Origin of the sequence: Silvimonas amylolytica, assembly GCF_014645555.1 — a bacterium.
Classification (GTDB): Bacteria; Pseudomonadota; Gammaproteobacteria; order Burkholderiales; family Chitinibacteraceae; genus Silvimonas; species Silvimonas amylolytica.
This window is the reverse complement of sequence record NZ_BMLY01000004.1, coordinates 158,683-183,859: the sequence shown is the minus strand read 5'-3', so window position 1 is coordinate 183,859 and position 25,177 is coordinate 158,683. Positions and strand designations below refer to the sequence as shown.

General features: G+C 55.2%; 22 protein-coding genes and 1 tRNA gene. 9 read left to right on the top strand and 14 right to left on the bottom strand.

The window, feature by feature from the left end; genetic code table 11:
* Positions 1-65: 65 nt before the first annotated feature.
* From IEX44_RS21370 to IEX44_RS13165, 6 genes are all read right to left on the bottom strand, one after another.
* Complete coding sequence (locus IEX44_RS21370; RefSeq protein WP_444544662.1) at positions 66-518, bottom strand: WapI family immunity protein; 453 nt, start codon at positions 516-518, stop codon at positions 66-68.
* A 1,479-nt stretch (positions 519-1,997) separates the two neighbouring features.
* Complete coding sequence (locus IEX44_RS13185; RefSeq protein WP_188694502.1) at positions 1,998-2,459, bottom strand: hypothetical protein; 462 nt, start codon at positions 2,457-2,459, stop codon at positions 1,998-2,000.
* A gap of 563 nt (positions 2,460-3,022) precedes the next feature.
* The gene (locus IEX44_RS13180) at positions 3,023-4,351 is read right to left on the bottom strand and encodes a type II toxin-antitoxin system HipA family toxin (RefSeq protein WP_188694500.1); all 1,329 of its coding nucleotides are present in this window, start codon (positions 4,349-4,351) and stop codon (positions 3,023-3,025) included.
* A 50-nt stretch (positions 4,352-4,401) separates the two neighbouring features.
* Positions 4,402-4,932, bottom strand: a complete 531-nt coding sequence (locus tag IEX44_RS13175) for an HAD domain-containing protein (RefSeq protein WP_188694497.1) — start codon at positions 4,930-4,932, stop codon at positions 4,402-4,404.
* Positions 4,932-5,624 (bottom strand): metallophosphoesterase family protein, encoded by a 693-nt coding sequence (locus IEX44_RS13170; RefSeq protein ID WP_188694494.1) that lies wholly within the window; start codon positions 5,622-5,624, stop codon positions 4,932-4,934. Before IEX44_RS13170 ends, IEX44_RS13175 begins: the two co-directional genes overlap by 1 nt.
* 1 nt (position 5,625) lies before the next feature.
* Positions 5,626-6,402, bottom strand: a complete 777-nt coding sequence (locus IEX44_RS13165) for a metallophosphoesterase (protein ID WP_188694491.1) — start codon at positions 6,400-6,402, stop codon at positions 5,626-5,628.
* Between the two features lie 527 nt (positions 6,403-6,929).
* Between IEX44_RS13165 and yjjJ the strand changes: the two genes are divergently transcribed.
* The 3 genes from yjjJ (at position 6,930) to IEX44_RS13150 (ending at position 10,556) form a co-directional block, all read left to right on the top strand.
* Positions 6,930-8,291 (top strand): type II toxin-antitoxin system HipA family toxin YjjJ, encoded by a 1,362-nt coding sequence (gene yjjJ, locus IEX44_RS13160; RefSeq protein WP_188694487.1) that lies wholly within the window; start codon positions 6,930-6,932, stop codon positions 8,289-8,291.
* A 742-nt stretch (positions 8,292-9,033) separates the two neighbouring features.
* Positions 9,034-10,266 carry a MobV family relaxase gene (gene mobV / locus IEX44_RS13155; protein WP_188694481.1) on the top strand — a complete coding sequence of 411 codons (1,233 nt, stop codon included), beginning with the start codon at positions 9,034-9,036 and terminating at the stop codon, positions 10,264-10,266.
* A gap of 80 nt (positions 10,267-10,346) precedes the next feature.
* Entirely contained in the window at positions 10,347-10,556 is a 210-nt protein-coding gene (locus IEX44_RS13150) for a helix-turn-helix transcriptional regulator (protein WP_229679086.1), read from the top strand.
* Positions 10,557-10,693: 137 nt separating this feature from the next.
* On the opposite strand, the gene IEX44_RS13145 is transcribed toward IEX44_RS13150, so the two are convergent.
* From IEX44_RS13145 to rsmI, 3 genes are all read right to left on the bottom strand, one after another.
* Complete coding sequence (locus tag IEX44_RS13145) at positions 10,694-11,998, bottom strand: tyrosine-type recombinase/integrase (RefSeq protein WP_188694478.1); 1,305 nt, start codon at positions 11,996-11,998, stop codon at positions 10,694-10,696.
* 175 nt (positions 11,999-12,173) lie between these two features.
* Positions 12,174-12,258: transfer RNA gene (locus IEX44_RS13140), tRNA-Leu, on the bottom strand.
* A 47-nt stretch (positions 12,259-12,305) separates the two neighbouring features.
* The gene (gene rsmI, locus IEX44_RS13135; RefSeq protein WP_268238907.1) at positions 12,306-13,133 is read right to left on the bottom strand and encodes a 16S rRNA (cytidine(1402)-2'-O)-methyltransferase; all 828 of its coding nucleotides are present in this window, start codon (positions 13,131-13,133) and stop codon (positions 12,306-12,308) included.
* Between the two features lie 99 nt (positions 13,134-13,232).
* On the opposite strand from rsmI, the gene IEX44_RS13130 reads away from it, so the two are divergent.
* The 4 genes from IEX44_RS13130 to IEX44_RS13115 are packed head-to-tail and all read left to right on the top strand — an operon-like array spanning position 13,233 to position 15,947.
* Positions 13,233-14,393 (top strand): penicillin-binding protein activator, encoded by a 1,161-nt coding sequence (locus IEX44_RS13130; protein WP_229679082.1) that lies wholly within the window; start codon positions 13,233-13,235, stop codon positions 14,391-14,393.
* The gene (locus IEX44_RS13125) at positions 14,390-14,737 is read left to right on the top strand and encodes a YraN family protein (RefSeq protein WP_188694473.1); all 348 of its coding nucleotides are present in this window, start codon (positions 14,390-14,392) and stop codon (positions 14,735-14,737) included. The genes IEX44_RS13130 and IEX44_RS13125 overlap by 4 nt, the downstream gene beginning before the upstream one ends.
* Positions 14,738-14,741: 4 nt before the next feature.
* Positions 14,742-15,332 (top strand): phosphoheptose isomerase, encoded by a 591-nt coding sequence (locus IEX44_RS13120; RefSeq protein ID WP_188694470.1) that lies wholly within the window; start codon positions 14,742-14,744, stop codon positions 15,330-15,332.
* 3 nt (positions 15,333-15,335) lie between these two features.
* Complete coding sequence (locus IEX44_RS13115; protein ID WP_188694467.1) at positions 15,336-15,947, top strand: BON domain-containing protein; 612 nt, start codon at positions 15,336-15,338, stop codon at positions 15,945-15,947.
* 69 nt (positions 15,948-16,016) lie between these two features.
* Here IEX44_RS13115 and IEX44_RS13110 read toward each other — a convergent pair whose 3' ends face one another.
* Positions 16,017-16,631 carry an arylesterase gene (locus IEX44_RS13110; RefSeq protein WP_229679080.1) on the bottom strand — a complete coding sequence of 205 codons (615 nt, stop codon included), beginning with the start codon at positions 16,629-16,631 and terminating at the stop codon, positions 16,017-16,019.
* On the opposite strand from IEX44_RS13110, the gene IEX44_RS13105 reads away from it, so the two are divergent.
* Positions 16,615-17,331: an ABC transporter ATP-binding protein gene (locus tag IEX44_RS13105; protein ID WP_229679079.1), complete on the top strand. Its 717-nt coding sequence runs from the start codon at positions 16,615-16,617 to the stop codon at positions 17,329-17,331. The two genes, IEX44_RS13110 and IEX44_RS13105, sit on opposite strands and share 17 nt — an antisense overlap.
* Entirely contained in the window at positions 17,328-19,793 is a 2,466-nt protein-coding gene (locus IEX44_RS13100; protein WP_188694461.1) for an ABC transporter permease, read from the top strand. Before IEX44_RS13105 ends, IEX44_RS13100 begins: the two co-directional genes overlap by 4 nt.
* A 19-nt stretch (positions 19,794-19,812) precedes the next feature.
* On the opposite strand, the gene recQ is transcribed toward IEX44_RS13100, so the two are convergent.
* From recQ to pap, 4 genes are all read right to left on the bottom strand, one after another.
* On the bottom strand, positions 19,813-21,609 hold the full coding sequence (gene recQ / locus IEX44_RS13095) for a DNA helicase RecQ (protein WP_188694458.1): 1,797 nt from the start codon (positions 21,607-21,609) through the stop codon (positions 19,813-19,815).
* A 74-nt stretch (positions 21,610-21,683) separates the two neighbouring features.
* Positions 21,684-22,760, bottom strand: coding sequence for a hypothetical protein (locus IEX44_RS13090; RefSeq protein WP_188694455.1), 1,077 nt, complete (start codon positions 22,758-22,760; stop codon positions 21,684-21,686).
* Positions 22,761-22,911: 151 nt separating this feature from the next.
* A complete protein-coding gene (locus IEX44_RS13085) occupies positions 22,912-23,502 on the bottom strand; it encodes a malonic semialdehyde reductase (protein ID WP_188694451.1) in 591 nt (196 codons plus the stop codon).
* Between the two features lie 71 nt (positions 23,503-23,573).
* Complete coding sequence (gene pap / locus IEX44_RS13080) at positions 23,574-25,091, bottom strand: polyphosphate:AMP phosphotransferase (RefSeq protein ID WP_188694449.1); 1,518 nt, start codon at positions 25,089-25,091, stop codon at positions 23,574-23,576.
* Positions 25,092-25,177: the final 86 nt, after the last annotated feature.

Genomic DNA, 25,177 nt, shown 5'->3' with positions numbered 1-25,177 from the left:
ACCCACCTGACGCAGTAAAACGGAAGTTCGCATCCTGGTAACAAGGCATCTAATACGTAATAACATTACGCGGAACGGACTGGAAATTTCTTTAACATATCCAGGACAGCTCCCTCCAAGTGGCCAGGATTGGTTGATTTCGTGGGGAAAGACATTGAAATGCCGTCGAGGCGCTCTTGGCCTTGCAGCCAGGGGGGAGAGCATTCATGAGAGAGTGCCAGGTTAATGGTTGGCTCTGGCTCGTCGGCAAAACTGAACGTAAGGCAGGGCTCAGTAAAAAAACATGGCCGTATCGAACTGGACAATGGCCGAAGTTGGCGAAACCAAGCGGCTAGTTGCTCAAGTTCAAACGTCGTTAGCGATGGGTCGCGGAAGGTCCATGAGCCTCGAGGATGATGCACGTTCCCTTTGACATATAACCAATTACTGTCCCAGTGATCTTTGGACGAAGGAAATTGGTAGCCATCTACATCGAACTCGACGGTAAAACCTTCTGGGTTTGAAAGGAGTAGTGGCATTACTTATGCAGACTTGAGAGTGCCAATGACTGGAGTGTAGCGATGTAGTGAGAATCAGCAACTGGCCGACATCAGCAATTTAACCCAGCGACCCTCGTGACCACTTCGGCCAACAACCTGCCCTAGGTAGAAGAAGGCAATCCGGGCCTCATGATTGCTGTGATCGCATTTTTCATAAAACCAGCTACCACGACAGTTTTTAGACATAAAACAAGCTAAACGCGACATTTTCCGACAAACAACGCTCTTTCTCGAATCTATTCTCTACTTTTTCAGACAACTCCTCTCTTAAAATCTTGGCGTTCCCGCTCTTACGCAAAATTGCTCGGTGAATTGGCGGTCATCGCCAGATCATTTCCAGTTCGGTGCATATAAGCGACCGACACTCAACTTCCCAGTCATATCGAAGCAAGCCATGCGCTTGTGCTTGGATCACTGCACTAAGGCGCGGGCCCAATGCACGCACTATCCTGGCTCTTCACAATTAGTGCCGACCACTTAAGGTCGCTCATGTACACATTACCCAAGTAATGTGTACACGGCGTTCGCCCATTAAAACATCTGTCGAGACCGGGGTGTAATGCCACGTTACACCCCCTTGTCAGGACACGTTCCAGGTCAAACGCCGAGCGGATGGATTGTCTTTTTGCACCCCCGTTCACCCAGTAAAGCCTCATGCCGGGGGGGTGGAATGCCACGTTACACCCCCTTGTCAGAACACGTTCTAGGTCAAACGCCGAGCGGATGGATTGTCTTTTTGCCCCCCCCGTTCACCTAGTAAAACCTCATCCCGAGGCAAGGGGTGTAATGCCACGTTACGGTCCCCTTATTAATATTCAATCGGAATACCGATCGTAAAAGATTCAAGCCCAAGAAAAAAAGAAGCAACCTAGGCCGCTTCTCTGTCTCCCGCGTAGCACTTAGGAAAAACACAGTTGGTTTCCATCACATTCACGTGATTGACGACGCTGGTTACACCCCATTGCCTGTTCGCGGGCCAGCTCGCACACTGAGGGGGTGAACGGTCATTGCACCTACCACCCTCGCATCAAAACCTTCATGCAGAGAGGGGGTGTAATGCCACGTTACACCCCTCGCCCGGACGCCAGCCAACTCGCACACCGAGGAAGTGAACGTTCATTGCACCCGCCAACCACGCATCAAAACCTTCATGCAGAGAGGGGATGTAATGCCACGTTACACCCCGTCGCCCAGATGCGGGCCGAATCGCACACCAAGGTAGTGCACGGTCATTGCACCCACCACCCTCGCATCAAAACCTTCATGCAGAGAGGGGGTGCAATGCCACGTTACACCCCCTCGCCCGGACGCGGGCCCACTCGCGCACCGAAGGAGTGAACGGTCATTGCACCCGCCACCCAAGCATCAAAACCTTCATGCAGAGAGGGAGTGTAATTCCACATTACACCCCGTCGCCCGGGCGCGGGCCGAATCACACATCGAGACATGTGCCCATGGTTAGTAAACCTCCCTTTCTTCGTGCATAACTCCATGTGCGAGCAGATGCTCCCTAACAACCTCTATAGAAGCCGCAAGCATGTCGGAATAGCCAGGAAGGCAGGCCAAGCCAAATTTCATACCAAAAGCTACGGCTTTCTCATTGGCAGACTCAATGCCAATATAGCTGCAACCATGAACACCCTGTGTCTCCAAGAAGAACCTAAGGAGCCTTGCCCCGTGACCATATCTAGTTTCCTTAAAGCCAAGACGAGCGATGACGAGTGTATTCTTTGGCCAATTTACTGAAGTCCCCCCGACCCTAAGATAGAGCGCGCACTCAGGGGAAGAAACTTCGATAGAATTAGAAACAACATTCGGACTACATTTAATTTTTCTTCCAAAAACGCTCAGAAGATAATTTTTCAATTCATTCGAAAGACCAACAATATTTTCTTCTTTAATTTCGACATAATCAAACATATTAAATCCCCATTAAAAGCAAGAAATTTACAAAAAACTCGTGCAAGGTTAATCGTCGTTCAACGATTAACCTTGGTAAGGAATCTAAGATTTTTTGGTGAGTAGATTATTCCGGCACAACCCCATCTTGTGCCTGTGTCGGGTGCAGTTGATCAGTTCTCCTAAGCAACACCCCCTCAGGATGCGATTCGATCAGCAAGAGCGTTCCTTCGGGCCAACCCAATTCGATCAGTAGTTCTTCCGATAGCTCCAATATTTGGTCCCCACTACCATCGCAGCAATCCAAAAGTGGCAATCTCCAAATCCTTCGATAATGTGCGGTCATAACTTTTCCATTTGAAGAAAGCCACATATCTACTTGCAGAAAATTGAATAAAACGTCATCAGAAATTCGCCGCCTTTCCTGCCATCACTCCGATTCCCTCCAAAATGAGCAGCGCACCCTCCCTCAGGAGAGAAACTCTTTGCCTGGAATCGCTGCATCAGTCAGCGTCTCAAGTTGTGCGGCTACTTCAATGATTTCAATCGCCCTCATATCACTACATTTGCAGATAATATTATTATCAGCGCTGCGGCCAATCGGTCCCCAGGGTGGTCTCGTAGGCCCCTACGAACTTCTCGGGTACTCCAGTCTCAACAAGAAATTCACGCCACCGCGTTCGGACCAATTCCCGGGTCGAATCAAACCAATCAGCGGCTGCGGTACGATCCCAAAAGTAATGAAGTTCCGCTGCGTCAATCAAGCGCTCGCGATTCGCAACGTTGATCACGCCCAAGGGCTTCCGACGGGCACGGGTGGATGTTTCGACCAAATAATCCGACGCAGCACAGGGCAAAGCTAAATTCAAAACCAGAGTCGAAATATCAAAAGCTGGGGACAACTCCCAGATCCGCGAGTTTGAATTGAAGAGAAAGCCCGTATTACGTGGGTGGTCGTCACAATTCCGGGTCAGCAGGTTGAAGACAATTCGCCGCCACAGTTCTTGTGCTTGTCTCCGATGCTGTTCATCACTCCCGACCCAGCGCCGCATTTTGGCCACCAGTGTCGGGTAACTGCGAGCGATCCTGTGGGGTGGAACGGTATTAGTAGCGGACATGGTCAAATCTGCGTTAACTCGAGAGGGTTGATCCAGTCCTGCCACTGTAGCCGCACTTGCATATCCAATTCTCAACTGCCCTTCAGCAACCGCACATCGATCAAATCTTCTGATCAGAATTCCATTTCCGTAATCTGACGGGAGCTCCACTACCTGCGAATCACAAGCATTGATTCCAGATGCTTTGGCCATTTCCAACAACGCTGACTCAGCATGTAGTGACCACGGATCGTCGCCTAGTTCTTTAAATTTGAAAATGTACTCATCCCTCTTAGAGAGGACGGTAAGTTTGGGTTTCATTCCACCGATGCCGGGCAATTGCTTAAGGTCTTGCAAAATCAGTTCTTCAATTTCGATCTCTGGCGCTTTGGTTCGACGGCGTGCACGCAATCGATCCAGAAAATCCTCTTGTGCAACGAGTTGCAATCGTTCCGGGAGCAATTCTCCAAGAGCTAAAGCACCAGCACCGTTTACCTGACATCGAGTAGCCGCCTCTAAGCGCCCAGCAACTTCTCGACCAAACCTTACTTCCTGAGCTTTTTGCCCAAACAGATCGGGGCTCGTATCCTGAAACAAGCCGTAGAGCCCAGACTGTCCTGGAGAGGTAGGTACTCTGAGGCTCTGTGGACTCGCTTTAAAGTCCGGACTGAGAAACGAATAACCAGACGCAAGCCAATCTGCCTCATAGGTGAACACAGAGCGGCGATTTACGTTGTCGCTTACCAATGTGCCGGCAAGCCGAGGCGTCACCTCGCCTGGAGGCCAGCCATAGACCGGAGTATTTTTGATGTCCATAAAATTTTGGATTCATATTGATTAGCAAACCTGACAGTTAGTAGTTTTTGTCATACGACCATCGCCGTGAGTAGCTCGCCCAACCTGGCTAAGGCAGCTGGATCACCGAGCCCTTTCCTGGAGTCCGTTGCAACAAGATGCTCCTTGTATTTGGGCGACCAATCCCAGACGTCATCATCGACAGCACACCAACGCTCTAGCCTTTCCCTGACAACGCACGCAACAATTTCCTGGCAGCGGGTTTTCTTGTCATATTCCCTTTTGTTGAAACTTGGATCCCACGTTCCGCCGATGACCCTCAGCTGCAGGCTCTCGGGGAGATAAGCTTTAGTTCGCTCAAAGCCGTATCCCTTCACCCAACTGGTAGAGAGAATGATTCTTACCTCTGGGTAGTCTTTCAGAGCTGCATCCAAGTGATGTACCCACATGAAAAGCTCACCGAGCGTGCCATCGATAGGATCCTCTTTAATCACAGGCCGGCCTTCTTCGCAGTACACCCAATTGGGATGAAGTACCCCATCAAAATCTAGAAACAATATGGGCCTGTGAGTCTGAGGTGCTAAGCCGGTTGGTCTAAACATCACTTTTCCCCAGCGAAGACGATCTCTCCAGACACGTCGACGATCCCGCGGAGGCCAGTTCCCACCGTAGAGAAGCCCAACCCGGTGTCAGGTTGGACATATAGCTGATGGTGGTGACCATGAAAAACACGGCGCACACCGAGAGTGCGCGCCAACTCATCAATCGCGGCAATTCCATGTGGATGGCAACTAGGCGCTTCGTGACAGACCAGGATGTCTGCCCGTTCGGCAAGTGCAAAGCCCATGTCCGATCTGAAAATCGTACTTCTATGGCGGAGCGGCAGTCCGCCGCGCCACCAATTCCCTTTGCCACAGCTATCCAGATAATCCCGCGGTGACTCAAATTTCGGGCCTTGCGGTGGCATCCAGACTTGTTTCCGGAAAACACCTCCCAGCCCCGCAATTCTGTACCCAGCGATGTCGACCACTCTGCCGTGCAGGTTGCGGTCGGCAAGCCTAGATTTGAATAGATGGTCGTAGGTCTGCGGACTATCCGTGTCATGGTTACCGACAATCCACCACGGTTCGGTGTGCTCGAGTAGAGGAGCTAGAACTTCGTCCAGCATGGCAGGAGCCTCAATATCGCCCATAAGGATGATCGCCGCGGGACGGAGGTCCCGAGCGCATCGAATAAGTTCCGGGAACCCTCCGTGAAGGTCCCCGGCAAACCAAACGCCTTCTTGCCGAGGCATGTTAGATCGTCACAATCATGCGAGGGTTGAACTCAATATTTTCCTGCGAGGTGCTCCAAGGACGTGTGTAGCCGCGCGGGTTGCAAACAACTCGGCATTTACCCACCAAGTAATCAAAGGAATCATGGGTATGCCCGTGAGCCCAGACATCTGCCAAACCAACAAGATCGTCAAGATTTGAGGAAAAAGCAGCAGACAGCAAAGATTGGGAGTATCTGTCGGGGACGCTGCGAAAGCTGGGGGAATGATGGGTAATCACAAAAGACTTCCCGTTGTGATTCCTCAGGGAATCCCGCAACCACGTCACGCTCTCCTTATGCAATTCAACCGAGTCCGCAGCACAAAAGCGGCGCTCCCCACCATCTTCCTTAAGCCGGATTTGCCTGAAATCGTTCATATAGAGATCCGCCTCCTTAATGCCGCTTGGGGAGCCTTCCTGGTCGTGCCCAAAGAGCGCCATATCCGTCCAGAGCGTCGTGCCAAAGAAACTGACATCATCGATAGTGACCGTATTGCGCTCCAACAGATGGATCCCCCGTTCAGATGCACCCTCTCGCAGTTTGGCCAGCACTTCGTGGTACTCGCCGCGGTAGTACTCGTGATTGCCTGGAATGTAGATCACCTGCGAGTTTCGGAACTCCCTGGTAGCCCAATCCAAAGCTCTGTCACCGGTATGGATGTCCCCTGCAAGAACCACCACATCAACTTCTCCATCTTTTAGGTCACACCGCAGGTCACAAAACTCGAGATGCAGATCGCTGAGAAGAAGTACGTTCACATAGCCCCTCCTTTTTCCTCGTAGCCTGGTGCGGAAGTCGCACCCGTGTTGTAAGCTTACCCTGGTTTTCACGAGATCGCAATAAAACCCGCCTCAATTACTCAATTTAAAATTTGTGTTATTTATCAAATGTTTACACAAAACAAGAAAGCTAATTTTTAAAAAACGTCAACATCAATATAGTTTTAGTAATTAATGAGAAATTATAGATCGAGCAGATCTGGTCGGTTTTAGCAGACGTACACAGTGGTTTTTCGCTCAAGAACTTGAGGTATGACGTGCGAAGAAAACGGCGCAAAAATGATGAAAACGTGTAGCGACAAGTCGAGGATTGCAGACAAATGGCATGCTTTCATTTTTTGCCGGGGCCAAGAAACCCCTGAAAACAGACCGTATCTAGAAGTGCTGAACTTGGCTAGATATCCATCGGAGGTGGCGGATCCCCGCAGGTGCTTTTTCTCGGGCATTGCGATGAAGAGACTTCCGCCTTACCTTCAACTCATACGTCGATCCATGAGCGAGCCAGCATGTCCAAGTTACCCCAAGACAAACTACTTGCTGCGTTGCGTGCTAACCCTCGTATTTCTACAGACGGCTTGCTTGCACGTCCCGAGTGGGCCGATCGATCAACGCTTAAGCATGCGATTTCTGAACTGAAGGGTCACATCGTCAGTCTTGGAGCCCTCGACCAGGAGCGCCATGCATTGCGGCGCCAACTACGTGGGCTGACCATGCCGATTCCGTTGTACCGGGTTGATGGGGAAGGACACGGATCTCAGATTGGTGTGCTCGACCTTGTATATCCAGAAGGTTCCGCGCTGATCACGGCGACCAACCTAGGTTGGCCCTTACCAGGCGAATCACAGGGCGGTTGGTTTGACGGCTTGCCCTATCCCTTGATGGACATCCGGCCCCAAGGTTTTTTGGGGCGCCATGTTGACTGGCAGCACATTCTGGGATTCCTGATATCAGGAAATCCTGAGGATTGGACCGATGACGAGTTAGTCCATGCCTTGGTCAAGGTAGGACATGATTTACCCGGGAACCTGATTTTAGGTGATGCCTCATATCAGCGATTTATATCTGCGAACAAGACTCTGCTGAGCGATGCTGAACTCGAAGAAGCGTACCCCCGCCTGGCGGAAATCAATGGAGGTGAAAGAGTCCCCATCGCATTGCTGGGAGGAGAGTTTCCAAAGTTCACAGCTAGCCGGATCATTGCGGGACAACCAACTGATGTCCTGGTTAAGTTCACTGCCGCTGACGAATCGGCCGCAACCCAACGCTGGGCCGACTTACTGATTTGCGAGCACTTGGCCCTTGAAACGTTGTCGAGACACTTGGATGTCAAAGCATCCGTAAGTCGCGTCTATCACTTAGCTGGCCGAACTTTTCTGGAAGTGGGTCGTTTTGACCGCCATGGGCTAAGCGGGCGATCAGCAACATGCTCGCTGGGAAGTCTCAACGCCGCACTGCTGGGGGTTGTACCAACCACATGGCCCAAGGTGGCAGCTCGGTTGTGCGCTGAAGGTTGGCTGAGCGGAGAACAAGTCGAGCAGATAGAGCGCGTCTGGTGGTTCGGGCGTTTGATTGCAAATTCCGACATGCATGAAGGCAATTTGTCCTTTCGGCCCGGGCTCTTACTGGCTCCTATTTATGACATGTTGCCGATGTTCTACGCGCCCATGAAAAACGGGGTTGTTCTCGAGAGGCCGTATGCGCCTGAACTTCCACCCTCTGCTGATGAAGCAGTTTGGCAGCACTCGGCAAAAGCAGCGACACACTTCTGGCAGCTCTGCGCGGACGATCTGAGAATCAGTCAAAGTTTTCAAAAAATCTGCCGACAAAATGTGTCGACTCTATCCAACCTCCGCGGGCAGTTGGCATAAACGCCAAAACGTACCCCCCTCTTTCCCTGGCAGCGCCCTGGCCCGGATAGCTACAAAGCCCCCTCTGAAACCCTTACCCCCAAGAACCGGTTTTTGTCTGCTTTAAGATCAAACGAATCAAAAACAAGAGCAATCCAACTAAAAACCGGTTTTTTGTAGGTTTTTCGTAGGTAATAAACATCATTCTCAATTATTTACCTACCAAAATCCGGTTTTTTGTAGGCTTTTATATCTCCCAACCGCAAAACATCTTCACAAAAATACTTCGCGTCAACATCAGTTAGAAGCAAAGAGGAACGCGGCATAGTGCATGCTTTTCAAGTCCCGAAAAGTCGTTTTAAAAAATTTAAAATAATTTCATAACAGACTGATTTATATATATTTTTTAATGAAAAAATAAAAACAAAACAAATTTTAAAAAACTGAAAAATCAAATACAAACCACTGATTTACTTAAATAAATAAGATATCGTCAACATCAAACAGCAGATCAAATTATGGCTGTTAAATTTTTGCTGATTTTCTTTTCACTTGTCAGTTCACTAGGCTGGGCTCTCGCTTAACACAATGGCGCAGCCATGCCACATTCGAACCTTCCCTTCATCTCTGAAACACTGGAAATCCGTCATTCCCACCGACCACTCTTGGGCACGCACGTCGCAAGTAAGAACAGCTCCGATAGCAATGCCAATTACGCACTCCGTAGTGTGTATACGGGGCACCTCTCCAAAAGGACATCGAAATGACCGATTACCTCATTCTCCGGATTGCGAAACTGAAAACCGCAGCAGCCATTCTCGGCAGCGGCCAGCATACCTGGCGTGAAATTCCGACCCCAAATGCCGACGCTTCGCGTACACACCAAAATCAGGATTTGAAGCCGGTAACCAACTCACGCGCGCTGCTCATGGCTGTCAACGCAAGGGTGGCTCTGGCTGGCAAGAAATCCCCTAATCCGGTGCTGGCTATTGAATACCTCATCACTGCGAGCCCAAGGGCTTGGTCTCGTAAATCGATGCCGGTTGACCCGCACACCTTTGCCAAAAATGCTTTGTACCTGCTCGAGGAAATGTACGAGTCAGCAAATGTCATTGCAGTTAATTTGCAACTCGATGAAGCCACCCCACATCTCGTTGCGTATGTAGTGCCATTGATTTCGGTATCCGCTCAACGGCGGCTCATTCCCAAGAAAAAGAAGGGCAAGGATGGAAAGCTGGAGACGGTTACACACTCCTACACAAGCCCCGCTCATTACAAGCTGTCCGCAGCAGCAACGCTGGATGGTCGGAAAAAACTTCATGAGCTCCAGAATTACTGGCATCAACACTTGGGCATGGCGTTTCAACTGGAACGCGGGCAAGTGGGCTCAGGACGGAAACATATCCCGCCCCAACGGCTCTATCAGTTGACCTCAGAGGGTTCTCTTCCACCGCCCACTATCCCGCCTTGCCCTACCTACCCCAAAACGCTGCCGAAGCCTGTTGACCCTGGTTTTCTGGCGAGTTCGGCACTCAAGCGCAGTTACCAAGATGGTCTTTCAAAGTGGGAAGAACACGAGAGGCGCCGAAAACTAGCTCTCCCCGCCTACCTCCGGGAAATCGAGGAATGGAGGAAGTACTGCGAGCAAATCACTCAGAAAAGCATCAGCGAAGCCAACAAGCAACGAGTCAATGAGGAACGTCTGGAACATCTGGCGCAGGCAAACACCAAGTTGACCAAAAAGAACCAGGACTTAACAACAAAGAACAATGAATTGCGGAAGTTGAACAGCGATCTACTCTGGCTTCAGCATTTGCTAGAAGACCTCACACCCAACTTGCGCGAGAAGCTCGAAGAAGACGTGCACCAGCTCAGGATGCAGCAACACGAAAGGAAGTCAGGCGGACTTCGTCCGGGACAGGTTCAACAACCTAGTGCACCCGAAGTGCGCAGCCAGAGCCCCAATGGCACACCAGGGAGCAGCAAATCCCCTTGATTGACCAATGCCAAGAATCCAAAAGCGCTTCATGGCTCGCCAACCACCAAGCAACACCTTTTCAAAAGAGAGCTTCCATCGTGACTGAATCAATTGTAAGAAGAGTAACTGTCCAGGCACTCACTGGTCTTAGCAAAAGCAGCATCTACGACCGGATGAACCCAAATAGCAAATATCACGACCCCTCATTTCCACTGCCCGTCAAAATTGGCGCTCGTGCAGCAGGGTGGAAGATGAGTGAGCTGCAGGAATGGATTTCGCAGCGGACCAGGGTTGATCGTAAAGAATAAAGGAACACTCACCGCATGCTGCCCTACCCGTCCGACTCTGGGTTGACTAGCCAGCAGCCAAGGCCTGCCATCAATGCAGGCCTTTTTCTTTGCTCATTGATACTGCATGCAGTCCCTGACTCCACGCCTTAGGACAATCACGCGGATTTACGTTTGCCGAGCGAAACGACGTTGTTGTTCACACTCGATTCGGGCGCAAAATCGTGCGGCGGGATATAACCATGTTTTACAGCATCAAGCCAGTCGGCCCACCAGGCAACCATGAGTTGTCGCTGTTGAATGAATTCCGCTCGATGTGTATAGGCTGCGCGAACGCCGTTACGCTCCTTGTGGCTCATTTGCCGCTCAATAGCGTCTGAGCTCCACAGGCCGGACTCAAGCAAAGCACTACATGCCATGGCGCGAAAGCCATGACCGCAAACTTCTGTGGTTGTGTCATAGCCCAGCCGCCGCAAGGCTGCGTTGACCGTGTTCTCACTCATAGGCTTACCCCGGTTATGATCACCAGCGAATACGAGATCGAAATTACCGGTCAGTTGACGCAATGTTTCCAGAATCTCGACTGCCTGGTGAGAGAGGGGCACGATATGGGGCTCACGCATCTTTGCCCCACGGTGGGAGAATTTAACGCCTTCGATCTCTTCCCGATCGGCCGGAATGGTCCAGACCGCACGAGCAAAATCAATCTCATCCCATCGCATAAAGCGCAGTTCGCTGGATCTCACGAAAGTCAGAAGTGTAAATCGCAGCGCCAGCGTAGTGATCGGCCTCCCGTTATAGCCTTCAATACGACTTAGAAGCTCAGGAATCTGCTCAAGTCGTAAAGCGGGGCGGTGCTTGGTTTTCTGGACGGCGATAGCACCTGCCATGTCAGCGGCAGGATTGGCGTCGATCAGATCGTTCTGAACCGCGTAGCGCATGATGCCGGTAATGTACTGCCGAATACGCCCGGCAGAATCCAGGGTGCCTCGCGCCTCCACCTTGCGCAGTGGCACCAGCAGATCACGCGTTTTCAGCTCAGCTACAGGTCGTTCCCCAATCAGCGGAAAAACATCTGTCTCCAGCCGGGTCAAAATGCGACTTGCGTGATCTTTCGACCATTTTCCCAGATTGCGCTTATGCCAGGCCCGACCAACTGATTCGAAGGTGTTGCTATAGGCAGCAGCTTGCTTCGCTTTTTCATCCTTGCGCATCAAGCCTGGGTCAATGCCATCGGCGATCAATTTTCGCGCGTCCTCTCGCAAACGACGAGCCTCAACCAGACTCACTTCTGGGTACACGCCAAGCGAGAGCTGCTTCTCCTTGCCTGCAAATCGATACTTCAAACGCCACCAACGAGATCCGTTGGTACTGACCAACAAAAACATGCCGAAGCCGTCGGTCAGCTTGTAGGGCTTGTCTTTGCCTTTGGCATTTCGGCAGGCGAGATCGCTAAGCGGCATGGGGGTAAGAACCTCTTTCTGGGGGTAGAAGTTACCCCCAAATCTACCCCCAAGTTACCCCCGACTCAAGCAATCTACCCCCGACCGCTTCGGACAATCTGAAAAACAAAAAACCCCAGAAGCGTTGATTCTTCTGGGGTTTTGAGCCTTCCTAAGACAACTTTGGAAGGGAATCTGGTGCCCGAGGTCGGAATCGAACCGACACTCCTTTCGGAACCGGATTTTGAGTCCGGCGCGTCTACCAGTTCCACCACTCGGGCAGGAGGCGGGATTATTAACCAGATACGGCCCGCCTGGCAAGTGCTTGTTACGTTTGCATGTCTTTTTTGAGTTCCAGCGCTCGCTCGTACAGGGCGTTGCGGGGGGCACCGGTGATGTTCTGGGCGATCGCAACCGCTTGTTTTAGTGGCAATTCTGCCAGGAGAGGCTGTAATACATGGTCATGGGTGTTGGCTTCATCGGGTTCTGCGGGCGGGGCTGCGTCGATGACGATGACGAATTCGCCCCGCTGCTGGTTGCTGTCCGCCTCGGCCCACGGCAGCAGTTCGCCCAGGGGGGCGCGGCGCAGGGTTTCGAAGGTTTTGGTCAGTTCACGGGCGATGAGGGCGACGCGGTCGTGGCCAAAGCCGTTGGCCAGATCGTTGAGGGTGTCGAGGATGCGGTGCGGCGCTTCATAAAATACAGTGGCGTAGGGCAATGTGGTCAGTGGGGCGATCGCGTCCTGGCGCTGGCGCGATTTGGGCGGCAAGAACCCGTAGAACAGTGTGTGCGGGCAGGTGAAGCCTGCGCCTGATAATGCTGTGGTCAAGGCGGAGGCGCCAGGCACGGGCACGACACGCAGGCCAGCGGCGTGAACGGCGGCGACAAGTTGTGCGCCGGGGTCAGAAATGGCGGGAGTACCGGCGTCTGATACCTGGGCGACGGAATCGCCGGCTTGCAGGCGCAGGACCAGTTTTTCTGCCATTGCGCGCTCGTTGTGCTCACGCAAGCTGATCATGGGCGTATTGATGCCAAAATGCTTGAGCAGCTGGCCGGTGACGCGGGTATCTTCTGCGGCGATGACATCCACACCGCGCAGCACGTCTATGGCGCGTGAGGTCATGTCTTGCAGGTTCCCGATGGGCGTGGCCACCACATATAATGAAGACTTACTGACAATTAAAGGCTCTGTATGCACGCTCGGGTTCTCCCTGCGGTAATGCGCGGTGTCGCGGCCGTACTATACGGCTTGACCATGCTGGCGGCCAGTCCGCTGCGTGCGGAGCCCGTTGTGCAGTTCCGGATTGCCTCCGCACCCGCAGCAAGCCAGCCTGCCAGCGAGGCTGCGAGTGCGCCTGTGTCAGCCGCCGCCTCCAGCCCGCAAGCCGCCCCCGTAAAGGGCGGCAATTTTATCGCCGTGTTGTTGCCGACCAAAGCCAAAGCATGGCGCCCGGCAGTCGAGGCGATCAAATCCGGTTTATTTGCGGCGGAATCCGCATTATCAGATGGCAATCAGCCGCCATTACGTGTCTTTGACACTACCGATGCCGATGAAGACATCCTGGCGCAGTTTGAGCGAGCCAGCCAGATGGGTGCTGCGGCGGTGATCGGGCCGCTGACCAAGAGCGCAGTCAACAAGCTGGCCGATAGTGGCGAGTTCTCTTTCCCGGTGCTCGCGCTCAATAGCTTCGACTCCGAAACCCCGCGCCAGTTACATCTCTTTAGCTTCAGTTTGTCGATTGAGGCCGAGGCCGCGCAGGTGGCCCGGCAAATGCGGGCGGACGGTTACGCACATCCGATGGTGGTGTCGGTCGATGGTGCCCTGCCCTTGCGCATGACTCAGGGCTTTACCGACGGCTGGCGCGCGTTGGGCGTCGAAGGTGCATCGGTGATCAAACTCGGCCCTAAAGACATGCCGCAACTGAAGGCTCAGCTGGATCTATCTGATGTCGACGCGGTGTTCCTGGCGATGGATGAACGTATGGCACGCCGGGTACGGCCGTTTATTGGTACAGGTCGGCCCATTTACGCCACCAGCCAGATCAACACCGGCAAGCAGTCGACCACGGCGCTGCTGGACCTGGCGGGCATTCATTATCTGGACATGCCCTGGCTGATCAACCCGGACAACCCGGAGTACAAGATCTATGAACATGCCCGCTCACCTTCCAATGATCTGGAACGGCTGTTTGCAATGGGGGTCGATGCCTGGAAAATTGCGGCCGCATTGTTAGTCACGCCACCCGACCAGATCTCTGTTCCTGATGGCCTCAGCGGCCGTCTGCGCATGGACTCACACAATGTCATCCAGCGAGAGTTAACCTCCGGTACGCTGTCCGTGAGCATTCCCAATGCCGAAGCGCCGGGCTACACAGAAACACCCGTAACGGCGTCCGCCCCGGCTTCTGCGCCATGAGGCAGCAAGGCGATATCTCTGAGGCGCGCGCGGCGGATTACCTCACTGCGCGCGGGCTGACCATCATTGCCCGCAACTGGCATTGCCGCTTTGGTGAGATCGACTTGATTGCGCAAGAAGGTGAAACGCTGGTATTTGTGGAAGTACGCCAGCGCCGCAATACGCGCTTTGGTGGGGCGGCTTTCAGTATTACACCTGCCAAACAGGCCAGATTGCTTGCCACCTCGGCCCTTTATCTGGCCCAATTGCAGCCCCAGCCGCCGTGCCGCTTTGATGCAATGATCATCGAAGGTAGCCGGCTTGAGTGGCTAAAAAACTGTATTGACGCTTCTGACGGATATTGACTGAATGGATTTGATGCAACGCGTGCGCCAGCACTTTGACGACGGGATCAGCGCCGCTGAACTCACACGGGAGATTCTGGCACCGCAAATTGCGCAGGCGGCTGAACGCCTGATGCAAACACTGATTGCCGACGGCAAGATTCTGACCTGTGGTAACGGCGGCTCTGCGGCTGATGCGCAGTATTTCGCCACGGAAATGGTCGGCCGCTTTGAGCGTGAACGCCCAGGCTTGTCAGCGATTGCCTTGTCGACAGATACCTCTGCCATGACCGCGATCGCCAACGATTACGACTTTGACATGGTGTTCTCACGTCAGGTCCACGCCATTGGCCGCGCTGGTGATGTCCTGCTGGCGATCTCCACCTCCGGGAACTCTGCCAACGTCATTTCTGCCATACACGCGGCACATGATCGCCAGATGAGCGTGATTGCGTTGACTGGGCGCGATGGCGGCCAGGTGGCGGACATTCTCTCCAATGAAGACACATTGCTGTGCGTACCGGTGGAACGTAGTGCGCGCATCAAGGAAATGCATGTCACCATCATTCATGCGATGTGTGACGCCATCGACTATTTGCTGTTAGGGGGCGAATAAGCAATGAAAGGTTTGATCAACAAAAAATTGTTGGCTGCGGCCAGTGCTGCGGTCATGATTGGTCTGCAAGGCTGCGTGCCGCTGGTATTTGCCGGTGGCGCAGCGCTGGGTGTGCTGATTGGTACTGACCCCCGTCAGGCCGATACCATCAAGACGGATGTCGATCTGGGTAACCGTATCGGCGCCAACATTAACGATACCTGGAAAGACCAGGCGCACGTCAACGTGAACATCTTCAATGGCGTGGTCCTGTTGACCGGTGAAGTGCCGACCGCCGATGCACACGACCGCGTGCAACAGATCGCGCAAAGCCAGCCCGGCGTGCGCCGCGTCTATAACTCCACCGTGGTGGGCCCGGTGTCCTCAACCACCGACCGCCTGAACGATACTCAACTGACCACGCGCGTGAAGACGTCCATTGTCAGCCAAAGCGGTATGGATTCCAGCGGTCTGCATCTGGTGGTGATCACCGAGCGCAAAGTGGTTTATCTGATGGGCATCGCCAAACCTGATGTGGCTGACCGTGCGGCCCAGGCCGCCAGCGTGGTTTCCGGGGTGGAACAAGTGGTCAAGCTGGTGGAAACCCAACCGCAAGGACCCGCAGATCGCAATTAAATGCGATCCCGAAAAAAAAGGTGCGAATTTTCGCACCTTTTTTGTTGTCCTACGCCAGCGAAGCCCATGTCATAGCAGCGGCGCCAGATCTTTGCGTATCTGCGTCGCCAGCAAGGGCTGGCCAGCGGCTGTGGGGTGAAGTTGATCGGACTGGAACAAGTCCGGGTGCATGATGACCGGCGCCAGCAAAAATGGCGTCAAACCAGTGCGATACTGTTTGGCCAGCGCGGGATACATATTGGCAAAGCTGCGGGTGTAATCCGGGCCAAAGTTAGGTGGCATCTGCATGCCAATCAGGTGGACTTTGGCGCCAGCTGCTTGTGCCAGTTCAATCATCCGGGCAAGGTTGCGTTGCGCAGCATCAACCGGCAAACCGCGCAGGCCATCGTTGGCCCCTAGCTCCAGCACTACCAGCTTTGGATGATGCTCTTTAAGCGCCGCGGGTAGCCGGGTCAATCCGCCCGCAGTAGTTTCACCAGACACGCTGGCATTCACGACGCGGTATGGCGTTTTGGTGCCCGCAAGATCACGTTGCAACACGCTGGGCCACGCTTGATCGGCCGCCAGCCCGTAACCTGCAGACAGGCTATCGCCAAACACCAGCATCACCGGTGTGGCCGTTGCCGCAAAAGCCACTTTGCTGATCAACAGGATCAAAGCAGCCACAATGAACGATCTACGCAATTCTGTTTCTCCTGACATGCTGGCGGCCGATGCGCTGGGCAAGCGCGTTTTGGCCGGCGATGAAACCATCGACATTCTGCACGATATCTCGTTCACGCTCACAGGTGGTCAGAGCCTGGCCATTGTGGGGGCCTCTGGCTCGGGCAAATCTACCCTTCTGTCACTGCTGGCAGGCCTGGATACCCCTAGCCACGGCGAAGTTCGTCTGGCTGGCCAGTCTTTGTCAACACTGGATGAAGATGGTCGGGCCCGTCTGCGTGGCGCGCATGCCGGCTTTGTGTTTCAGTCATTCCAGTTGCTGCCAGAATTGTCCGCATTGGAAAACGTCATGCTGCCGCTGGAGCTCCTGGGTAATAAAACCCCTGCCGCACAACTGCGCGATACCGCCCGCCACTGGCTGGACCGAGTGGGTTTAAGTAAACGGCTGGATCACACCCCACGCACCCTATCTGGCGGCGAACAGCAACGGGTGGCGCTGGCCCGCGCATTTGCCACGCAGCCGGACATCCTGTTTGCCGATGAGCCTACGGGCAGCCTGGACAGCCACACTGGCGAACACGTGGCCGATTTGCTGTTTGAATTGAATCGCGAAACGGGCGCTACCCTGGTACTGGTGACGCACGATGAAACGCTGGCAGGCCGTTGTGGTGCGCGCCTGCGGCTGGAGGCCGGCCGCATGCTCGAATGGGTGTCCGCATGATCTGGCGATTGACCTGGCGCCGCTTCCGGCGAGGGCTGATAGCAGGGGATTACCGCACGTTGCTGGCCGCGTTGATCGTGACCGTCGCAGCACTCACCGCCGTGGGCATTCTGACCGGGCGCATGGGCAGTTTGCTGAATGCACAGGCCAATACCTTGCTGGCTGCCGATGCCGTGCTGTCTGCGGATCATCCTGTCCCCGCGCGTTACGAGCAAAGTGCCACCGCCGCGCATTTAACAGCGACACATACCGCCGGTTTTCCCAGCATGGTCAGTAGCAACGGCAAAACCCGTCTGGCCGCGATCAAAGCCGTAAACAGCGGTTATCCGCTGCGGGGCACCGTCACGCTGCAAGCCGGTGCAGGTGTGCGCCAAACCCATGGTATCCCTGCCCCGGGCGAGGTCTGGATTGATCCACGTCTTGCCGTGCTGCTTGGGCTAAAGGTGGGTTCCACGCTGGATCTGGGACTAAGTCAGTTCAAAGTGGCAGCACTCCTGGACAAAGAACCTGATGCCGCGCTGGATTTCTCCAGCACGCAACCCCGGTTGACCATGAATGCGGCAGATCTGCCTGCGACCGGTTTGCTTGGCTTTGGCAGCCGCGTGCGCTATCGCTTGCTGGTCGCGGGCGCGCCACAAGACGTCACGCAATGGAAGGCCACCACACGGCCCCAACTGCAACGTGGCGAGCGACTGGAAGACGTCCGCAGCGCTCGGCCAGAGGTCAAAGTCACACTGGAGCGCGCCGAAGACTTCTTGCGCCTTGTCACACTGCTCGCCGCAGCGCTGGCCTCCGCCGCCGTGTTACTGGCCGCACGCCGTCACGCACTGCGCCAGACGGATGCCGTTGCGCTGTTTGTAGCGATCGGTGCATCCCGCCGTCGTATCGCCAGCATGTTATGGGCCGAGTTGCTGATCCTGTGGTTACTGGCGGCACTCATTGGCGGTGCAATCGGGTGGTCCGCTCAGGCCATGCTGGCCTGGCTGGTGCGTAACAGCCTGCCAGCCCCTCTCCCACCGGGTGACTTGTGGCACTGGCTGATTGCTGCCGGGCTTGGTGGCATTTTGCTGCTGGGCACCGCTGGGCCTGCTCTATTACAACTGGCCCGCACTCCTCCGGTACGCGTACTCCGTCACGATAGCAGTGCGCCAGCATCGGTCTGGGCGACCTGGTTACTGGCTGGACTCTGTGCGATTGCATTGATGTTCTGGTTGGGCGGCCGGCTCAAACTGACGTTGATTGTGCTCGGCGCCATGGGGGGCGCCCTGGTGGCTTCCGCTTTGCTGGGATGGGCATGTCTGACCTTGCTCGGGCGATTCAGCCGCGGGTTTGCCGCACGGATTGCCTTGCGTCAGCTGATTCGGCGCCGCTGGTTATCGATGGCGCAAATGGCGGCCCTGGCCATGGGTTTGCTGGGCGTCTGGTTGTTGACCGTTGTCGAACACGATCTATTGGCCAGTTGGCAAAGCAAGATCCCGGAGCGGGCCCCCAACCAGTTTGCGATCAATATCCAGCCGGCCCAAGCTATTGCCTTTGGCCATACGCTACAAGCAGGCGGCGTTACCGACGCGCCACTGCAACCCATGATCAGGGGGCGCTGGACTGCGCAGAACGGCCAGCCGGTCAAAGTCGATGTCTACAAGGAGGATCGCGCGCGTCAACTGGCGGAGCGTGAGTTCAATCTATCCTGGGGTGATACCCTGCGGGACGATAACCGCCTTGTGGCCGGGGTACCACTGCGCGAGTCCGAACCGGGGTTCTCGGTCGAGAGTGGCATTGCCGAAACCTTGCACATCAAGGTGGGTGACGAACTGACTTTTGATGTCGCCGGCACACCCATCACCGCGCGCGTGCTCAACCTGCGCAAGGTTGACTGGGATTCGTTCCGGGTCAATTTCTTTGTCACTGGCACGCGTGCATTGTTCCGCAATCTGCCCGCCAGCCTGATCACCAGCTTTTATTTGCCGCCAGACAACACCGCGCTGGTACCCCAACTTGTCAGTGCATACCCCAATGTCACGGTTATCGACGTGGGCGAAGTGCTGGCTGAAGTACGTCGCGTGCTCGGATTGGCCACGAGTGCGTTGAGCCTGGTGTTCGTGTTTTGTCTTGTCGCCGCACTGGTCGTACTGGTGGCCGCACTGGAAACGACGGCACCCGAGCGGCAGCGGGAGGTCGCCATTTTGCGGGCACTGGGTGCGCAGCGGCATCACATTGCGGCAATCCAGCGTTGGGAAGGTTTGGCGATTGGTGCCGTCGCCGGGCTCGTTGCCGGGCTGGGCGCCAGCGTAGCCGGTTGGGCACTGGGCAAGGAGGTGCTGGACTTGCCGGTGCACTTCAACGGCTGGCTGCCGCTGGTGAGCGTAGCCAGTGGCGTGCTCCTGGCCAGCGCAGTCACCGCATGGGAACGTAGACGCTTGAGTCGGGTTACAGCACTGGCTCTATTGCGGGACCCTGCCTGAGCGGTAAAGGCAGGGGGCCTCAGCCCCGCTCCGCGATCACTGTCAGGAAGTCATCCGCGTATTTCTCCAGCTTGCGATCGCCAACGCCGGAAATCCGTGCCATCTCATAACGGTCTGCCGGGCGCAGGCGGACCATTTCCTTGAGCGTGGCATCGGCAAAGATTACATACGCCGGTACGTTCTGGTTATCGGCCAACTCTTTGCGCTTGCGGCGAAGCGCAGCCCACAGTTGTTTGTCTTCCGGCTCCAGGAATTCACTGCTGTCACGATCGCGTACATGGAACTTCTCAGTCCGGGCGCGCAAGAACAACGGTTCTTCACCACGCAAGATAGGCCGGGCCGCATCACCCAGCGCCAGCGCGCCGTGACCATCACCACTGACTTGCAGCGCGCCTTTGGCCAGCAATTGGCGGTAAATGGCGCGCCAGGTGGCCTCATCTACATCCTGCCCAATGCCGAAAGTACTGGTTTTGTCGTGTTGCCAGCTTTTGACCTTGTCATTGAGTTTGCCACGCAAGACATCGACCAGATGCCCGACGCCAAAGCGATTCCCCGTGCGAAATACGCACGACAATGCCATGCGGGCAGACTCACTCACATCGGTCAGTTGCGGTGGATTCAGACAGTTGTCGCAGTTACCGCATGGCGCGGTATGTTCGCCAAAGTAGCCCAACAATGCCTGTCGGCGGCAGCCAGTGGCTTCACACAAGCCCAGCATGGCATCCAGTTTGCGGCGCTCGACCTGCTTCTGCGTATCGCCACTGTTGCCCTGTTCGATCATCTCTGCCAGCAGCACGACATCATTCAGGCCGTAGGCCATCCAGGCCGTGGCAGGTTGCCCATCGCGCCCGGCCCGGCCAGTTTCCTGGTAGTAGTTCTCTATGCTTTTGGGTAAATCCAGATGCGCCACAAAACGCACGTCGGGCTTGTCGATCCCCATGCCAAACGCAATGGTGGCGACCATCACAACGCCTTCTTCCCGCAGGAATAACTGCTGATGTTTGGCGCGAGTGCTGGCATCCAGACCGGCGTGATAGGGCAACGCCTTGATCTCGCGCTCACGCAGCCATGCCGCAGTTTCTTCCACTTTCTTGCGCGACAAACAGTACACAATGCCGGCATCGCCTTCATGCTCGCGGCGCAATAGCGTCAAGAGCTGATCACGCGCGTTCTTTTTTTCGACGATGGTGTAGGTGATGTTAGGCCGATCAAAACTGGTCACGAACTGGCGCGCGTTTTGCAATGCGAGACGGGAGACAATCTCTTCACGCGTGGCGTGATCGGCTGTGGCGGTCAGCGCAATACGCGGCACACCCGGGAATTGCTCAGCCAGCACCGATAACCCCAGATACTCCGGCCGGAAATCATGACCCCACTGGGAGACGCAATGCGCCTCATCAATGGCAAACAGCGCAATCTGTGTCTGCTGCAGCAGTGACATGAACCAGGGTGTGACCAGACGCTCTGGTGCGGCGTACAACAGTTGCAGGTCACCATTCACAAACGCCTGCGACACCTCGCGGGATTCTTCCTGGCTGAGCGTGGAATTCAGAAACGCAGCCGATACGCCCAGTTGGCGCAATGCATCGACCTGGTCTTGCATCAGGGCAATCAATGGCGACACCACCACGGCGCAACCGGGCCGCGCCAGAGCAGGAATCTGATAACACAGGGATTTGCCGCCGCCGGTAGGCATGAGTACCAGCGCATCGCCACCCTCAGTCACGTGCTGGACGATATCGGTCTGCATACCGCGAAAATCGCGGTATCCAAAAACGTGCTGAAGGATTTCCAGGGGAGCGGGACGGGCGGACATAAGTGCGGCTTGCAAGAAAGGCGTGATTTTACCGCAGCCGCGCTGCCGGCACCCCGCTTTCGCGCATAACAGTGTCAGGCGGTGTGTTGATGCAGCCGCAGAAGCTGCAGGAAACGATCATTCAATAGATCGCCTTCATCCAGTTGATGCAACTGGGTTTCCAGCCGCTCCAGTGGTGTGTGGCCATTGGCAAAGCGGTCACGCACTTTTTTGAGCAAGTGCAACCGGGCAACCACGTGGGCGCGGCGGCGTTCGATTTCTTTTTGTTCGCGCCGGAATGCCGCCAAGGAGAGGTTCATCCAGATGATGATGGCAAAAGCCAGGAGCCACCACTCCATAAAGAGCGCAGCAATGGCGATGATCACCAGCACCAGGTACCACATCTGGTCCGCCTGATCGAAATCCTTCAGCCACACCGATGGTGCGGGCCAACGCCAGCCTAGCCCCTCGCGCAGGCGTTCATCATTCACCGCATCACGCTTGCGTTTGGCCATGGCGATTTCAATGGAGACCGTGGCGTACCATTGGGTAATCAGGCGCGAGTGCAACCAGGGCGTGTCCAGATAGGTTTGCAGGTGCTGGTTGTAATCCAGTTCAAACGATTCGGATGCCATAGGTGGCAGCAAATCATTGAACTGGTGCGCTTGAGAATGCTGCACCAGGAGCGGATAACCCGCCACTTCAGTCAGCGTCTGTTTGCGTGCTGCCAGCATCTGCGGATTAATCGGCAGCGAGGGGTCATCGAGCTTGAGATAATGCCCCAGCGCAGTTTCAAGGCGGCCAAAGTCAGGCAGCTTGCCTGGATTGGCTTCCATGGCCTGACGCAACCGGGTGACCTCATTGCGTACGTTACGTGCCAGCGGTTCGGCTTCTGGCACCCACGGGTGACGCAGCAAAGACTCCGCCTTGAACAGGCTGTCATCGTAATGCCGGTAAAAAGCTTCCGTGTAGCGACGATATTCGTCGTCATCTTGTGGCTTGTTGCCGCTGGCCAGCGGTGGGGTCGGGGGCGCCCGGCGAATGTCCACCAGCACGCGCGACACCATGGATTCCAGCTCCGGCGCAACGCCGGCAGCGGCAAACATCGGGTCGAGTTCGTGCTTGCGGCTGCGCCAGTCTTCCAGCGCTTTCCAGACACTCCAGTCACTCATGTTGCGTGCAATCCCCAAAGTGGATGTGACCATCCACGGCCGGTGCCAGGTCAATGGCCTGGCAACCACGGCTTATCATTGTTATTCGTGCCGCGACACCACCCGGATGGGTGGCGCGCAGCCCGGCCGCAGAAAAGCGGCCGCATCAAGCTTAATCGATACGGCAGGCTTCGTCGAAATCCAGGCGCGGATTACGCGGATGCAGTTGCGTATCGTCCCCATAACCCAGGTTGATGAGGAAGTTGGATTTCCAGCTTGTTCCTGCAAAAAACGCCGCATCGACTGCAGCGTTATCAAACCCGGACATCGGACCGCAGTCCAGACCCAATGCACGCGCGGCTTCGATCAAATATGCACCCTGCAGGCTACCGTTGCGAAACGCGGTGCTCTGGATGGCGCCATCGTTACCCGCAAACCAGGCGCGCGCATCGACATGCGGAAACAGCTTGGGCAGTTTTTCGTAGAATTCCAGATCGTACGCGACGATCACGGTCACGGGCGCAGCCATCGTTTTGTCGACGTTACCTGCCGACAACGCCGGCTTGAGTTTTTCTTTGGCTGTTTGTGATTTGACGAACACAAAACGAGCCGGGTTAGAGTTGGCAGCCGTCGGCGCATAACGGCAAAGTTCGTACAGACGCTTGAGGGTAGCGTCGGTGACTTCTTGCGGCTTGAAATGGCTATAGGTGCGGGCGTTAACGAACAGTTGATCCAGCACGGCTGCATCAAGGATAGGTTTCATGCTCGAGTCTCCGACAAGCTAAAAAAACGCACGGACCGCAGAGCAGACCGGCATCAGGTTCAGAATGGATGCTACTTTTTCTTGTGTGCGGCTTTGTCCGCCGTCTGCCGTCGTGCAAGACGCGCCTCAATGGTTTCGCACAGCGTCTGCAGCACTTTGATCCGCGCATGATACTTGTTATTGGCGCCAATCAGGTGCCAGGGCGCATAAGGCGTGCTGGTGCGCTCAATCATGTCGCTTGCCGCTTCAATGTACTGACTCCATTTTTCGCGGTTGCGCCAGTCATCATCGGTAATCTTGAATCGTTTGTAGCCAATCTCTTCGCGCGCCTTGAAGCGCTTGAGTTGTTCTTCGTCATCAATGGCCAGCCAGAATTTCACCACGATCACGTTCGCGGCATCGAGTTGCATTTCAAAATCGTTGATCTCGTTGTAGGCACGCATCCATTCCGGCACACGGGCAAACCCTTCGATGCGCTCCACCAGCACCCGACCATACCAGGTTCGATCAAACACGGTAAAGCGGCCACGCGCGGGGACATGTCGCCAGAAACGCCATAGCCAGGGCTGGGCTTTTTCTTCATCAGTCGGCGCTGCGATGGGCACGACCTGATAGCTGCGTACATCCAGCGCACCGGTGATACGGCGAATGCTACCGCCCTTGCCTGCGGCATCCATGCCTTCAAATGCCACAACAACTGCCATGTTCCTGAAACCCGGATCGCGGCTGAGCCCATTGAGGCGACCTTGCAATAGCTCAAGTTCGCGCTGATAGTCTTTCTTGTCGAGATCCTGATCCAGCTTGAGTGTATCTAGCAGCCGCAAGCCATCCACCGGTGCCAGCAAAGGCGGCGCATCAACGCGATTTTCTGTCTGGCCACTTTGAGCAACGTGATGCGCCAGCGCGTCCTTCAACTGGCGACCCACAGTGAGCGCCCGGAAGTTTTCATCCACGCACTCGACCACACGCCATGGCGCATCAGCCAGATTGGTCGCCATCAAGAGCTTGCGGGCGCCCTCCAGGTTGCGCTGATAGTGTTTGAGATACACGTGGTCTTCGTCGGCTATCCGCCAGGCCGTGAGCGGGTTGTCAGAGAGTGCTTTCATCCGCTTTTTGAGTTCATCGGCAGATAAATGCAGCCAGAACTTGAGCAACAGCACACCTTCCGATGCCAGCATGCGCTCAAAGCGTGCAATTTTTTCTGCCTCGCGCTGCCAGGCGGCAAAATCCTGTTGTTGCTCACCTTCCCAGATCGGCCCGGCATACCAACCACCAAACAGGATGGAGATCTGGCCTTTGGGCGGCAGGCTACGCCAGAAGCGGTACATCTCCGGGCGACCGGCATCGTCTTGTGAATGCGTACCAAAAGCGTGGGTAGCGATATGGCGTGGATCGAGCCACTCCATCAGCTTGTTGGCCATTTCGCCCTTGCCGGCCGTGGGCACGCCACTCAGCAAGATCACCACCGACCGCTCTGCGCGCTCATGCAACTGGTATTGCAGATCGAGCAGCGCCTCACGCAAGCCGGGCTCTTCGGCCTTGTAAGTAGCCTTATCGATATGGTGACCCAGTTCTGCTGCTTCAAACATGAACCCACCCTCGTGACCGGAAAAGCTTCATTATGGATATCCCAGACATAAAAAAAGGAAGTCCGCAGACTTCCTTTTTTGATTTG